Source organism: Clostridium sp., from assembly GCF_018372875.1.
GTDB lineage: Bacteria > Bacillota > Clostridia > Clostridiales > Clostridiaceae > Clostridium.
In genome coordinates this window covers 1-15,467 of sequence record NZ_JAHAIF010000061.1, presented here as the reverse complement: position 1 = coordinate 15,467, position 15,467 = coordinate 1, and the positions used below count along the sequence as shown (strand labels likewise).

Below are 15,467 nucleotides of genomic sequence, written 5' to 3'. Positions count from 1 at the left end.
AAGTTTAATCTGACAACTTGATTTCTCAAGTTTACTCGTAAAAAAGAATTGCTGGTTTTTAACTTTATATTCTGTTCAATTTTCAAAGACCAATTTGTGCGTCGCACCCAAGCGACTTTCTTATCTTATCATCTTGTCGAAATCTTGTCAACAACTTTTTTCTTTTTCTATTTCGTTGCGACTCGTTTCCGTCAGCGACGAGATTTATCTTAACATAATTCTCTAATCCTATTAATCAATCTAACCTTTTTATTCAAAATAGTCCCTATTATTTCATGTTTTTTCTTTTACTTTCTACGTTTTCCTCATACCGATACTCCAGGATAAGTTTACATTATTTATCCCCTTTTAATCTTTCTTTCCATCAAATTAATACTATAAATCTTTACTTTAATAACTCAATTCGTTACCAATACAACAAAAGAAGCACTATTTCTAATAGCGCTCCTTTCTTCTTCTTACATAAATATTATTTTATTCTCTATTTTATTTAGAATTAATCTCTTAATATATTTAAATCCTCACCATTTAATATTTTCTTCATGGTTCTCATAGAACACATCTTTCCGCACATTGTACAGCTCTCTTCATCGTGTGGTTTTGATTCAGCTCTATATCTTCTTGCTTTATCTGGTTCCAAAGCCAAATCAAACATAGTATCCCAATCAATATCTGCTCTAGCTTTACTCATTTTATTATCCCATTCTCTTGCTCCCTTTATTCCTTTAGCTATATCCGCTGCATGCGCTGCAATTTTAGCAGCTACAATTCCCTCTTTCATATCTTCTAAGTTAGGTAATCTTAAATGTTCAGCTGGAGTAACATAACATAAGAAATCTGCTCCATATGTTGCTGCAATAGCTCCACCAATAGCAGATGTTATATGATCATACCCCGGAGCAATATCTGTTACCAAAGGCCCTAAAACATAAAAAGGTGCCCCATGACATAGCTTCTTTTGTAAAATCATATTAGCTTCTATCTCATTAAGTGCCATATGGCCAGGGCCTTCAATTATAACTTGTACATTCTTTTCCCAAGCTCTTTTAGTTAATTCTCCTAATGTAATAAGTTCCTTTATTTGATTAGCATCTGTAGAATCATTAATACTTCCAGGTCTTAACGCATCTCCAAGAGAAATTGTCATATCGTACTTAGCACAAATATCTAGCAATTCATCATAATATTCAAAAAAGGGATTTTCTTTATTATTTAATTCCATCCATGCAAATAATAACGAACCACCTCTTGACACTATGTGAGTAAGTCTCTTATTTCTTTTAACTATTTCCACAGCCTCTCTATTTAACCCCGCATGTATTGTTATAAAGTCAACTCCATCTTGTCCATGTTTCTCTACAACTTTAAGAAACTCCTCTGCTGTTATATCTTTTAATTCCTTATCGTAAAAACCAACAGCATCATATATAGGTACAGTCCCAATCATAGCAGTAGACATGTCTACTATTTTTCTTCTCATCCCTTCAGTTTTACCATAGTTAGAAAGGTCCATTATTGCTTCTGCCTTCATATCTAATGCTACTTTTACCTTTTCAAACTCCTTCTCACATTCAGGACAATCCTTAGATATCCCTAAATTTACATTTATCTTAGTTTTAAGACCTTGCCCTACTCCCTCTGGGCTTAGCATCTTATGATTCCTATTAGCTGGTATAGCAATTTTCCCTTCTGCCACTAATTCTCTTAACTCTTCCACTGAAATTTCTTCCTTTGCAGCTACTATTTCCATTTCACTTGTTATAATACCTTTTTTAGCTGCATCCATTTGTGTTGTATAACTCATAATAATCCTCCTCATTAAAATAAAAAAACCTAGCAAATTAATTTGCTAGGTTATAACCACTTTCAAAAACAAAAGCTTGCATATGCAAGCTTAAATTTTCAAATTATAAGCTTCCCTACGATGGTATTATCCATATCAGGTACAAGAGTTAGGAAAATCCTTCTCAGCCTTACGGCACCCCTAGCTAATTCGCTATATTCTTTTACACTAATATACCATTTATTGATATTTTTATCAAGTTTTTGTTACTCAAATATACTTACTAACTTTTTCTTCAATACATCTACAACACCACAGTCAGACATCTTAGCACAAGGAATTACAGGAAGTGCAAGGGTTACAATTCTTAATAATGGATTAGGCATTTCAGTAATACCCAATTCTCTTATAGCTTTCTTCATCTTGTTAGCATCCTTAGATAACTCTTCTGCTTCTTTATTTGACATTAGCCCTGCAACTTTTAGTTGTAAATGTTCTTTCAATTCACCATTTTCCACACAACTTAATCCACCACCCATTTGGATCAAGTCATTTGCTACTAGTAAAGCTTCTTTAGGATCGTCATATACTATTGTTAGATTATGACTATCATGTGATATAGTACTTCCTAATGCACCTTTAGTTAACCCAAAATTCTTTACAACAGCTATTGATTTGTTCTCATCTTTACCATGCCTATTAATAACAATTACAAACTTTAAATCCTCTTCCCCTGATAAATCTATATATCCATCTTTAACATTCAATTCTTTTTCTACAAAATCTGTAACTGAGGATATTTGACTTCTATATTGAATTATCTTTGTTTTTATCTTTCCTTCTTTTATAGGTGCTTTCAACATAAAATCTTCAACTTTTAAATCTTTAACGTGAACAGAGTTTTCTTCTTCAATATCATATTTTATATTCTCTACTTCTTTTAACAGCTTCCCATCTTCAGCAACTATTTCCCCCTCAAATACTACAGCATTAACTTTAAAGTTTTCTAAGTCTTCTAAAACAACTATATCTGCTAAATATCCTGGAGCTAATGCACCTAAGTTTCTTATCCCTAACTCTCTTGCATTATTTAATGTTGCACATCTTATAGCATCAACTGGATTTAAACCTGCTTTTACAGCTGTTTTTACAACATCATTCATATGACCACTAGTTAATATTTCATCCACTTCTCTATCATCAGTACATAAAGTAAGATTTGTTAAATATCTAAAATCCTTAACTCCCTTTACTATTTTGGTTACATCCTTAGAAATAGAACTTTCTCTAGCATCCACATACATACCTTTTCTCATCTTATCTCTAGCTTCAATTTCATTTCTACTTTCATGACAACTTAATATCCCCGCACAAAGATAAGAAGATAATTGTTTTCCTGTTAAAGATGGAGCATGCCCTTGAATAAACATATTTCTCTTTTCGGCAGCTTCAACAATCTTTACCATCCTTTCATCATTATCAATTACTCCAATGAAGTCCATCACTTCCCCAATACCAATAACTCTTTCTAAATCCAACATTTCTTCTATATCTTTTTCATCAAACTCAGCCCCTGCATTTTCTAAACCTTGTACTGCTGGAACACATGATGGTGCTAATATGTATTGTCTCATTGGAAGCCCTTCACTAGAATCATGCATATACTTAACGCCTCTAATTCCATGAACATTTCCTATTTCATGAGGGTCTGTAACAACAGTAGTTGTACCATGTGCAGTTACTGCCTTTGCAAAGTTTCTTGGAGTAAGTAAAGTACTTTCAATATGAATATGAGCATCTATTAATCCTGGAATTACATATTTTCCTTCTGCATCATAATATTTTTTCCCTTTAAGAGACTCTCTCTCTTCATCTATGCTACATGTAACGTCTCCAATATGCTTTTCATATATCCCAACTTCACCTTCATAAATTTCTCCAGTGAATACATTAACTATTTTTCCGTTCTTAATTACTAAATCATATTCTCTTTTTCCATTTGCTGCTTCTATTAATCCTTTTTTATCATTAGGTAAAATCCACATAAAACTCATCCTTTCACTATATAATTTGGTTGTTCTGCGGTGTCACTATAATTTTTATTTTTATTCTTAAAGTAAATTATTGCCAATTAAAATTCACCTCACCAAAATCCATTCAACTCCGCATTTTTACTATAACTTCTTAAGTTCTTAAGTTCTTATATTTTTAAAAAGTTAAGAACTGCATATAGAATTCAAAACTATGATACATCCTTTTTTGCCTTAATAAAAAGTTGCCGTGGCAATAGAGAATAAATTTTCCTCTCTATTGCCACAGCTCTATTATTTCTATATTAAGAAGTATAAAATCAACGGTATTGATAAAATATAAATTCCCCAATTTAATTCCTTATATTTCCCAGCCATTACTTTCGTAAACATATAAGCTATAATCCCCATGCTTATACCATTTGAAATACTGTTTGTGAATATTGTAAATGCAATTGTAGCGAATGCCGGGAATGATTCTGTAAAATCACTAAAATCTATATCCTTAAGTCCTGATAACATCATTAATCCTATAATTATCAAGGCTGGTGCTGTAGCTTGATTTGGTATCATACCAACTATTGGTGTTATGAATATTGCAAGAGCAAAACATACTGCTGTTGATACTGCTGTTAAACCAGTTCTTCCACCTTCTTCAACCCCTGAAGCTGATTCTATGTAAGTTGTAACTACTGTTGAACCAAACAACGCACCTACTATTGTAGCAATTGAATCTACCAAGAATGGTTTTTCAATATTAGGTAAATTTCCTTCTTCATCTAAAAGATCTGCCTTTGCAGAAACACCTATTAAAGTACCTAAAGTTGAGAAGAAATCTCCAACAAAGAATGTGAATATTAATGGGAAGAAACTCCACTTTAATGCCCCCATAATATCAAGCTTCATAAAAATCGGTTCAATTGATGGAGGCATTGATATTAAAGTTTCTGGTACTTGTGTAATTCCCATTGGAATCCCTATAATTGTAGTGGCTATAATTCCTATAAATACAGCTCCCTTAACATTTCTTGCCATTAAGAAAACCAGTAAACATAACCCTATAATTGTAAGTAATACTGCTGGTGTTTTAATATCTCCCATAGAAATAGAACCATCTATTTGCATAATTCCACCATTCTTGAATCCAAGTGAAACTATATAAAATCCAACTGCTGCTCCTATAGCAAGCTTTACATTCTTAGGAATCAACTTAACTATAACTTCTCTTAATCCTAAAACAGAAAGTAGTAAAAAAATCACTCCTGAAATAAATACCATTCCTAATCCTGTTTGCCAAGAAACAACTCCCCCAGCAACAAGTGTGAAAGCAAAGAAAGCATTACTTCCCATAGCAGGTGCTAAAGCAAATGGTAAGTTAGTGTATAATCCCATAAATAATGAGAATATCGCTGAAAGAATTGCTGTAACCACTGTTACTGCTCCAACATCCATTCCTGCTGCTCCCATAAAAGATGGTTGTACAACTAAAATGTAAGCCATAGTCATAAATGTAACTATACCTGCTGTTATTTCAGTTTTTGGATTTGTGTTGTGTTCCTTTAATTTAAATAGTTTCTCTAACATTTTATCCCCCTAATGTTTACTTAATCAATTCTTCTATTGTATCTAATAACAACTGACATCCATTTTGAATATCTATTTTTTTTGTATACTCTTCTGGACAATGACTACTTCCATTTACACTAGGTACAAATATCATAGCCACATCACATATTTCACTAATAATGCTTGTATCATGGTTTGAGCCACTATACATTAACTTATAATTTATTTCTCTTTTTAAAGCTTTCTCTTCTATAATTTTTAATATTTCTTCATTTGACTTAGTTTCTTTAGCCTTAGTTAGTTCTTTTATAGAAGTCTTAACCCCACCATTTTCTATCTTTTTAAGTTCATTTTTTATTTCTTCTAAAATTCTTTTATTTGTATCAGGTTCAATACCTCTTAAATCTATTGTGAACTTTACTTCTTTGGGAATTACATTTGGCAAATTAGGCTTACACTCTATAACTCCTACAGTTGCTACATTTGATTCATCACCAAGCTTTTCAACTATGTCTGGTATATTAGCAATCAATCTTGATGCTTCAACCAAAGCGTCCTTCCTATATTTCATAGGAGTTGCACCTGCATGATTGGCTTGACCTTCTATCTTTACCTCATACCAATTTAAAGCATTTATTCCTTTAACTATTCCTACCGAAATATTTTCTTCATCTAAAACTCTTCCTTGTTCTATATGAAGCTCTATCATAGAATGTATTTCTTCCTTTGGTATTCTGCATTCAGATACTTTTCTAGGATTCACCCCTAATTTCTCTATCATATCTACCATATAAATGCCCATACTATCTTTAAGATCCTTTATATCCTCAAATTCAATCTTACCAGCAATAGCTTTGCTTCCAAGAAGATTAACTGAAAAATTAGATCCTTCTTCTTCAGTAAAAATAACTACTTGATATCCTCTTCTATGCTTTAGGTTATTCTCTTTTATAACTCTTCCAATTTCTATAGCAGCAACAACACCAAGTATCCCATCATAATTACCTCCATGTTTAACAGTATCAATATGTGATCCGCTTATAACAATTGGTAACTTTTCCTCTGTTCCTTTTAATAATCCTTTTATATTACCTATATTATCAACGCTTACCTCAAACCCAGCCTCTTTCATTTGGTTAATTAAATATTCCCTAGCAAGTAAGTCCTCCTTACTATAAGAATATCTTGTACAACCTTTTTCTGGAGTAGAGTTAAATTCGCTAAGCTTTTCAATCCCCTTCATTACCCTATGTATATTAATTTCCATACCTTATCCATCCTTCGAATTAGTAACGAACTATATTTATAATATATAAAACATCATTCGCTAAGTCAAGACTTTTTTCTACTTTTGTCGAACTTTTTTTTAATATAATCATCTAATTTTCGTATTAATTTCTATTACTACAAAAAATCATCCACTACTAATTAATACTTATCTCATTTATAGAAAATAGAATTTAATTATGATATTCTAAAACTGTACCATAACAGTTAAGAAGGTGTTTATTATTAGTAAATTATACGAGAAAATAATCAATGATATAGAAGAAGGAATAGAAAAAGGAGTATATACAGTAGGTAAAAAAATACCTTCTGTCCGTGAGCTTAGTAAAATGTATAACTGTTCAATAAACACAGTAATAAAAGCTTATGATACTTTAAAAAATAATCATGTTATATATGCTAATCCTAAAAGTGGATATTATATTGTAGAAAACATAAATAAAATTAACATCTCCACATCAGATACAATTAACTTTTATAGCGGTAATACTTTAATCGGGGATATGAATATACCTGATTTAAAACACTGTCTAAATTGGGCAGGAGATCTTTACAAAAACAATTCTCTCGACTCCAATCATACCGGGGTAGATTCTTTAAAAGATGCTTCACTTAGGTATTTATCAAATTTTCAAGTTTTCACTAAAAAAGAAAACTTGTTTATTACTATGGGAACAGTTCAAACTCTTAATCTATTAATAGATATGAACTTTCCAAATAATAAAACAAAGATATTATTAGAACAACCAAGTTATGGACACTTTTTAGATAACCTAAAAATGTTAAACATAGATATAATAGGAATAGAGAGAAATGAAGATGGTATCAATTTAAACAAATTAGAAAAAATTTTTAAAGAAGAGCCTATTAAATTTTTCTATACAATACCACGTCACCATAACCCTTTAGGCACTACTTTAAAAAAATCTCAAAGAAAAGCAATTGCTAAATTAGCAGCTAAATATGACGTTTATATTGTAGAAGATGATTATTTTTCAGATATTTATACAGACGAAAAATATGATCCCATTTATTCATACTCTGACTTCACTCACGTCATATATCTTAAAAGTTTTTCAAAAATTATGCCTTGGATGAGAGTTGGAGTTTCAGTTATGCCTAACAACTTAATTGACTCCTTTAAAAATCATATAAAAAAATTAGATATAAGATATTACATCTCACCATCACTATTATCTCAAGCTACCCTTGAAATATATATAAGAAGCAATATTTTAAAAAAACATAGTGATGTTATAACGAATGATTTAAAAAAGAAACATGAAATACTTTCAAATGAACTTTTAACTTTGAAGAATATAGGCATAAATTGTTTTAGTGACATATCAGGTTTTTATAGTTATATATTTCTTCCTGACCATATAAACGAAGACATATTAATTAAAGAATTAAGAAATAACAAAGTTATTGTAGGGCCTGGTAAACGCTGTTTTATAGATAATTCATTTTACAAAAAAGGAATAAGGCTTAGTATATCTAGCGTCAGTACAAAGGATATTATTAATGGGCTAAACATAATAAAAAAATGTTTAATCAACAGCTAGAATTTACACATCACAAAAAGGACCATATCTTATGAGATACGGCCCTTTTTTATGAAATCAACTTTTGTAGTTTTATATATAAATGTTATTTTTTCTTAGGCTTTTTTACTTCCTTTGAAGTTTCTTTCTTAACTTCATAAGAATTTATATAAATTTCCTTTAATTCACTCATTAATGGATATCTTGGATTAGCACCTGTACATTGGTCATCAAATGCTTGCTCTACCATTTCATCAAGTGTTGCATAGAATGCATCTTCACTTATACCAGCTTCTTTAATTGTCTTTGGCATATTAACCTTAGCTTGTAATTCCTCTATAGCTTTTATTAAAAATTCTACTTTTTCTTCATTAGTAGATCCACCTAATCCTAGATGATCTGCAATTCTAGCATATCTCCATGCTGCATTTGGATATTTGTATTGAGCAAATGCTGCTTGCTTAGTTGGCGCATCTGTAGCATTGAATCTTATAACTTCGTTCATTACTAAAGAGTTTGCCATACCGTGTGGTAAGTGGTGGAACGCACCTAGCTTATGAGCTAATGAGTGGTTTATTCCTAAGAAAGCATTTGAGAATGCCATACCAGCCATACATGAAGCATGAGCCATTTTTTCTCTAGCCTTAACGTTTGTTGTTCCTTCATTATAAGCATCTGGTAAGTATTTGAATACTAATCTAATAGCTTCTAAAGCTAATCCATTAGTGTATTCAGATGCCATAATTGATACATATGCTTCTATAGAGTGAACTAATACGTCTATACCTGCACAAGCTGTTAATCCCTTAGGTGAAGTCATCATTAACTCTGCATCAACTATAGCCATATCTGGAGTTAGTTCGTAGTCAGCTAATGGATACTTAACTCCCGTAGTTTCATCAGTTATAACTGCGAATGGAGTAACTTCTGATCCAGTCCCTGCTGATGTAGCTATTGAAACCATCATAGCCTTTTGACCCATTGTTGGGAACTTGTAAATTCTTTTTCTGATATCCATGAATGTCATAGCTAAGTCATGGAAGTTTACTTCTGGATGTTCGTACATAACCCACATAATCTTAGCAGCATCCATAGCTGATCCACCACCAAGAGAGATAATTACATCTGGATTGAAATCTAACATTTCTTTAGCCCCAGCTCTTGCGCATCTTAATGTTGGGTCTGGTTCAACATCTGAGAATATCTTATATTGTATTCCATTCTTTTCTAATACTTCTGTTACTTTATTTGTGTAGCCCATTTGGAATAATACTTTATCTGTTACGATAAAGGCTTTCTTTTTACCCATATCGTGTAATTCTTCAAGAGCTACTGGTAAACAACCATATTTGAAATAAGTCTTTTCTGGAACTCTAAACCAAAGCATATTTTCTCTCCTCTCAGCAATGCTCTTAATGTTAATTAAGTGCTTAGGACCAACATTTTCTGAAACTGAGTTTCCACCCCATGATCCACATCCTAGTGTTAATGATGGTGCTAACTTAAAGTTAAATAAATCTCCGATAGCTCCTTGTGCTGCTGGCATATTAATTAGAGTTCTAGCAGTTTTCATTCTTTCACCAAATGTTAATATTCTATCTTTTGACTTTATTTGATCTGTGTATAGTATTGAAGTGTGTCCCATACCACCTAATTCAATTAATCTATCCGCCTTATCTAAAGCTTCTTCGAATGATTTAGCCTTATACATAGCTAATACTGGTGATAACTTTTCATGTGAGAATGGTTCTTCTAATTCAACTGAAGTTACTTCCCCAACTAAAACTTTAGCTGATTCTGGAACATTAACACCTGCCATTTGTGCAATCTTATATGCTGATTGACCAACCATATCTGCATTTAGTCCACCTCTATCATTTAAGATTACTTTTCTAACCTTATCTATTTCTTCGCCCTTAAGGATATAAGCTCCTCTATCTGCCAATTCTCTCTTAACTTCATCATAAACTTCTTCTAAAACAACGATTGATTGTTCTGATGCACATATAACTCCATTATCAAATGTCTTAGATAATAAAATTGAGTTTACAGCCATTTTTATGTGAGCTGTTTCATCTATAATCGCTGGAGTATTTCCTGCACCAACTCCTAAAGCTGGTCTTCCTGATGAGTAAGCAGCTTTAACCATTGCTGGTCCACCTGTAGCTAGTATTATATCTGATTCTCTCATAACATTTCCTGATAATTCAACTGAAGGCTCATCTATCCATCCTATAATTCCTTCTGGAGCACCTGCTTTAACTGCTGCATCTAAAACAACCTTAGCTGCTGCTATTGTAGCTTTCTTAGCTCTTGGATGTGGACTTATGATTATTGCATTTCTAGTTTTTAAAGCTATTAATGTTTTAAATATAGCTGTTGATGTTGGATTTGTAGTTGGAACTATAGCAGCTATAACTCCTATTGGTTCTGCAATTTTTGTAACTCCAAAAGTTTTATCTTCTTCTAAAACTCCACAAGTTTTCATATCTTTATATTGATTATATATATATTCCGCTGCAAAATGATTCTTTATAACCTTATCTTCAACAATCCCCATTCCTGTTTCTTCAACAGCCATCTTTGCAAGCTTAATTCTTGCATTATTTGCTGCTAAAGCAGCTTGTCTGAAAATCTCATCTACTTGCTCTTGAGTATAAGTTGCGAATATCTTTTGCGCCTCTTTCAATTCTTGAATTCTTTTAGTTAATTCTTGTGCATTAGTAACTGCCATCTTTAGTTCCTCCTAAAATTTATCTAATAATCATTTGTGATTTTTTTATCATTCTTACTACATCTTTATTTTATTTTATTGTTTATTTTTTGTCAATGTTTTTTATCGACTTTTTTAATTTTTATTTAATTTGTACATCAAATAATTGCTTTTATGTAAATTTTTTGTCAAATTTATATATTTTTAGGTTCTATAAAAACATTTACATAGTTATGTATGTAGTTTTTTTAACAATATTCTTGTTGCAACTATATTTATTTTGTGCATTTAAACTTTATATCATTCATTTATATTTAAGCTTATTTTTCCACATAATTGATAACTTTCTAACTAAATAAATATAATTATGTATTTCACTATTTGAAATATTTACAAATAAAAGAAGTCCAATATTGGACTTCTTTTAACATTTGCATATTTCGATTATTGTTTTACAAGCTAATTCCATATATGAAACTACAGTAAATTCATATTTACCATGAAAATTATATCCACCAGTAAATATATTAGGACAAGGCAGCCCCATAAAAGATAATCGTGATCCGTCTGTTCCACCTCTAATTGGGACTAACTCAGGAACTACATCTAAAGCTTCCATAGCTTTTTTCGCTCTTTCCATTACCTCAGGATACTTATCAATTATTTCTTTCATATTTTTATATTGATCTTTCAGAATAACTTCTACTGTTCCATCTCCATATTTTGAATTTAACTTTTCTTCAACATCCTTTAATTTATTCTTTCTATTATTAATTCCTTCAGTTTCAAAGTCTCTTAATATATAAGTTAAAGTTGTACTTTCTACTGAGCCTTCAATATCATTTAAATGATAGAATCCTTCATAGCCACTTGTATGTTGTGGTGATTCATTTTGTGGCAACTCATTATGGAATTCATATGCTATAAGAATACTATTTTTCATTTTGTCCTTAGCATATCCCGGATGAATGTTGCTACCACTTACCTTAACTATAGCGGAAGATGCATTAAAGTTTTCACACTCTAATTCTCCTAACGCTCCACCATCTATTGTATAAGCAAAATCTGCTCCAAACTTTTCTACATTGAAGAAATCTGCACCTCTGCCTACCTCTTCATCAGGAGTAAATGCTATTCTTATTTTTCCATGAGGAACCTCTGGATGTTTTATTAAATAGCTCATAGCAGTCATTATTTCTGCTATACCATTTTTGTCATCTGCTCCAAGAAGAGTTGTTCCATCAGTTGTAATTATAGTTTCTCCAATTAAATCCTTTAAAACAGGATAGTTAGACTCACTTAAATAAATATTTATATCTTTATTTAAATATATATTTCCACCATTGTATTCTACTATTTGAGGATTTACTCCTTCACCTTTAAAATCTGGAGATGTATCCATATGTGCTATAAAACCTATAACTGGAACATCTTTCTTAATGTTGCTAGGTAAAGTTGCCATTACATATCCTTTATCATCAAGAGTTACTTCTGTTAACCCCATCTTTTCACATTCATCCTTTAACATTCCAGCTAAATCTAACTGACAAGTTGTACTTGGGGTAGTTTCACTTCTTTCATCAGATCTTGTATTAACCTTAACATATCTTAAAAATCTTTCTAATAATTCTTCTCTAATCATCAATACTCCTCCTTTAATAATTACATATAGTCCTCTGTTTTTGTCTTCATACCTTTCTTATCTAATTGACTTTCTACCACCTCTTTTATTATAGAGTATATTACCGCAAATAAAGGTACGCCTATTACCATTCCTACTAACCCTAAGAATTTACCAGCTACTAATATAGAAAACAATATCCAAAATGCTGATATACCTATAGAATCTCCTAAAATCTTCGGTCCTATTATATTACCATCAATTTGTTGTATCACAAGAATTATAAGTAAAAACCATAATGCTTTAATTGGAGATACGAATAATATTATTATTACTGAAGGTATAGCCCCAATAAACGGTCCAAAGAATGGAATTATATTAGTTATCCCAACTATTACAGATACTAATAAAGTATATGGCATTTTAAATATTGTTAAGACAACAAATGTTAATATACCAATTATTAATGAATCAAGTATCTTTCCACTTAAAAACTTTCCAAAAGTATCACTACTTCTATGAGTTATCTCTATAGTCTTATCTGCAGCCCTTTGTGGTAAAATAGCATAGCTGATTTTCTTAGCTAATGCACAGAATTTTTCCTTATCAATTAAAATGTATATTGAAATTATTATTCCAAGTACTACATTCCATAGTCCTGCAGCAGTAGAAGTTACCACTCCACCCAATACAGGTAACATATTTGTTGCTTGCTTTATTATATAATTAGTTACATCATTAAAATTTGTATTTATAAAATTAAATACCTCTTCATTTAAATCAAACTTATGAACTATCTCCTGAAATAGCTTTGTTGTATTGTTTATATATGTAGGAATATCATTAATTAACCCAACTAGACTGTCTATTACTTGTGGCAAAACAAATTGCATAAATAAAACTATAACTAAAAATGTAGTTATATAAGTTAATACTAGTCCTACAGTTCTTTTTCTTCTAAAGCTTACTTTTTCAAAACACTTAATATTTTCCATTCTACTTTCATAAAATCTCAATAAAAAATCTAATAGATACGCAATAGCAAATCCAAATATAAACGGTTGTAATAAACTTATTACTTTCCCTACTTTCCCCCACAATACACTTAATTGTGATATTGATAAATAAAATAATATAATAAAACACACTAAAATAAATGTATATACGCATATTGTATTATATTTAGTATTCCAATTTACTTTCATATTTACCTCTCTTAATTATTATTTTTTTAACATTTATGACACTTTTATTATAATTTTTTTATTATCCTACAGCAATAGAATTAGCTATTTATAATAAAATATTAAGTTTTTTATTTATAACTAATAAAAACATATTTTAGAAAATAGGAAAAGATGGCTTAAAATGTATGGTATTGCTGGATTTATAATTTTAAAAAAGATACTTTTCAGCTTGATTAACAGAGATAGTTACAATTTTCCCCAATGTTTCTCCTAGAAGTGGGATTTCCAAAGAAATAATGCACTATAAATAAATACTTAGCAAGAAGAGCATACTGTAAATATTTATTAGTTCTAAAAAATAAAGTCTTTGCATTAAAATTAATGTGAGACTTAAATTTCAATAAAATAAAAATATATAGGAGTTGTGCAATGTTAACTATACATTCAAAGCTAAAATCATTAGAAAAGGTAATTGGTAACACACCTCTAGTAGAAATAACCTGTATTTATAATGATAGGGAAATAAAAATTTATTCAAAACTAGAATACTATAATTATACTGGAAGTATAAAAGATAGAATGGCACTTCATATCATGAAGAAATCATATGAAAACAAAGAATTAAAGCCTAATGATATTATAATAGAAGCTACAAGTGGAAATACTGGGATTTCTTTTAGTTCAATTGGTACTTATTTAGGTCATAAAGTGGTAATATATATGCCAGACTGGATGAGTGATGAACGAAAGAAATTATTAAAAAGCTTTGGCGCAGAAATAAACTTAGTATCCAAGGAGGATGGTGGTTTCTTAAAGTGTATATCAATGACAGAAGAAATTGCTAAAAATAATAAGAATGTATTTTTACCAAAACAATTTTCTAATAAATATAATACAGAAGCACACTACTGTTCTACCGGACCAGAAATATTAAACACATTAAAAAAGTACAATCTAACTCCTTCTGCATTTATTGCTGGTGTAGGTACAGGGGGAACTATTATGGGAATTGGGACTTATTTAAAAAAACATAATTCTAATATAAAAATATATCCTCTAGAACCATCTAATTCACCCACACTATCTACAGGCACCCAAGTAAATGAACATAGAATCCAAGGAATAGTGGACGAATTTATTCCCCCTATTTTAGATTTTTCTAAAGTGAATGATGTTATTGGAGTGGATGATGGAGACGCAATACTTATGGCACAAAAGTTATCTAAAACTTTAGGGTTAGGAGTAGGCATATCCTCTGGTGCTAACTTCTTAGGAGCAATAAAGGCCTATGAACTGTCACAAAAAAAGAATCCTGTTATAGTAACTGTTTTTGCTGATGATAATAAGAAGTATTTATCAACAGACTTGTGTAACATTGAACCAGTAAAAGATTGTTATATATCTAAAAATGTAGAACTAATAAAATTTAAAACTTTATAACTAAAAAAAGGTGTAGCGGGTATTTATTTTGCTAGTTCCGTCACAAGCTCCAAGTCACATCAAAACAAATATCCACCCCACCCGTACTAAAGGTAAGGAAATTACAAAATTACTATCCTTTATTTTATATTTTTTAATATGAAAATGTAATAATACCTTTGATTTATAGCTAATTGAACTTTTATATTTTCCTAGACAATAAAAAAAGTGGCTGCGCCACGCTCCCTTCGGGAAACTTAATTGTAAGTAAAACCCCAAAAGCATAGGATTCTCAAAATCCTATGCTTAATTTCTAT

The 15,467-nt window shown here is 30.7% G+C and carries 9 protein-coding genes and 1 riboswitch; of the genes, 2 read left to right on the top strand and 7 right to left on the bottom strand.

Annotated features, from left to right (window positions below; all coding sequences use genetic code 11):
* Positions 1–496: 496 nt before the first annotated feature.
* The 4 genes from thiC to KIB46_RS14565 form a co-directional block, all read right to left on the bottom strand.
* A complete protein-coding gene (thiC, locus tag KIB46_RS14580; protein WP_291672830.1) occupies positions 497–1,804 on the bottom strand; it encodes a phosphomethylpyrimidine synthase ThiC in 1,308 nt (435 codons plus the stop codon).
* Positions 1,805–1,899: 95 nt separating this feature from the next.
* Positions 1,900–1,996: riboswitch (TPP riboswitch) on the bottom strand.
* A gap of 53 nt (positions 1,997–2,049) precedes the next feature.
* Positions 2,050–3,828: an adenine deaminase gene (gene ade, locus KIB46_RS14575; protein ID WP_291672828.1), complete on the bottom strand. Its 1,779-nt coding sequence runs from the start codon at positions 3,826–3,828 to the stop codon at positions 2,050–2,052.
* Between the two features lie 285 nt (positions 3,829–4,113).
* Positions 4,114–5,397 carry an NCS2 family permease gene (locus KIB46_RS14570; RefSeq protein WP_156561630.1) on the bottom strand — a complete coding sequence of 428 codons (1,284 nt, stop codon included), beginning with the start codon at positions 5,395–5,397 and terminating at the stop codon, positions 4,114–4,116.
* A 16-nt stretch (positions 5,398–5,413) separates the two neighbouring features.
* Positions 5,414–6,646, bottom strand: coding sequence for a Zn-dependent hydrolase (locus KIB46_RS14565; RefSeq protein ID WP_291672826.1), 1,233 nt, complete (start codon positions 6,644–6,646; stop codon positions 5,414–5,416).
* A gap of 235 nt (positions 6,647–6,881) precedes the next feature.
* Here KIB46_RS14565 and KIB46_RS14560 point away from each other — a divergent pair, with 235 nt between their 5' ends.
* Positions 6,882–8,231: a PLP-dependent aminotransferase family protein gene (locus tag KIB46_RS14560; protein ID WP_291672824.1), complete on the top strand. Its 1,350-nt coding sequence runs from the start codon at positions 6,882–6,884 to the stop codon at positions 8,229–8,231.
* Between the two features lie 85 nt (positions 8,232–8,316).
* Here the strand turns inward: KIB46_RS14560 and adhE are convergent, their stop codons facing one another.
* The 3 genes from adhE to KIB46_RS14545 form a co-directional block, all read right to left on the bottom strand.
* Positions 8,317–10,944, bottom strand: a complete 2,628-nt coding sequence (adhE, locus tag KIB46_RS14555; RefSeq protein WP_291672822.1) for a bifunctional acetaldehyde-CoA/alcohol dehydrogenase — start codon at positions 10,942–10,944, stop codon at positions 8,317–8,319.
* A gap of 403 nt (positions 10,945–11,347) precedes the next feature.
* On the bottom strand, positions 11,348–12,565 hold the full coding sequence (gene pepT / locus KIB46_RS14550) for a peptidase T (RefSeq protein ID WP_291672820.1): 1,218 nt from the start codon (positions 12,563–12,565) through the stop codon (positions 11,348–11,350).
* 20 nt (positions 12,566–12,585) lie between these two features.
* Positions 12,586–13,749 carry an AI-2E family transporter gene (locus KIB46_RS14545; protein ID WP_291672818.1) on the bottom strand — a complete coding sequence of 388 codons (1,164 nt, stop codon included), beginning with the start codon at positions 13,747–13,749 and terminating at the stop codon, positions 12,586–12,588.
* 411 nt (positions 13,750–14,160) lie between these two features.
* Here KIB46_RS14545 and KIB46_RS14540 point away from each other — a divergent pair, with 411 nt between their 5' ends.
* Positions 14,161–15,171: a cysteine synthase family protein gene (locus KIB46_RS14540; RefSeq protein ID WP_291672816.1), complete on the top strand. Its 1,011-nt coding sequence runs from the start codon at positions 14,161–14,163 to the stop codon at positions 15,169–15,171.
* The last annotated feature ends 296 nt before the right edge of the window (positions 15,172–15,467 follow it).

Bases quoted from the DNA above. Each gene is read 5' to 3' on its own strand.
- KIB46_RS14565 (WP_291672826.1), bottom strand. From the start codon at position 6,646: ATGGAAATTAATATACATAGGGTAATGAAGGGGATTGAAAAGCTTAGC.
- adhE (WP_291672822.1), bottom strand. From the start codon at position 10,944: ATGGCAGTTACTAATGCACAAGAATTAACTAAAAGAATTCAAGAATTG.
- pepT (WP_291672820.1), bottom strand. From the start codon at position 12,565: ATGATTAGAGAAGAATTATTAGAAAGATTTTTAAGATATGTTAAGGTT.
- KIB46_RS14540 (WP_291672816.1), top strand. From the start codon at position 14,161: ATGTTAACTATACATTCAAAGCTAAAATCATTAGAAAAGGTAATTGGT.
- KIB46_RS14545 (WP_291672818.1), bottom strand. From the start codon at position 13,749: ATGAAAGTAAATTGGAATACTAAATATAATACAATATGCGTATATACA.
- ade (WP_291672828.1), bottom strand. From the start codon at position 3,828: ATGTGGATTTTACCTAATGATAAAAAAGGATTAATAGAAGCAGCAAAT.
- thiC (WP_291672830.1), bottom strand. From the start codon at position 1,804: ATGAGTTATACAACACAAATGGATGCAGCTAAAAAAGGTATTATAACA.
- KIB46_RS14570 (WP_156561630.1), bottom strand. From the start codon at position 5,397: ATGTTAGAGAAACTATTTAAATTAAAGGAACACAACACAAATCCAAAA.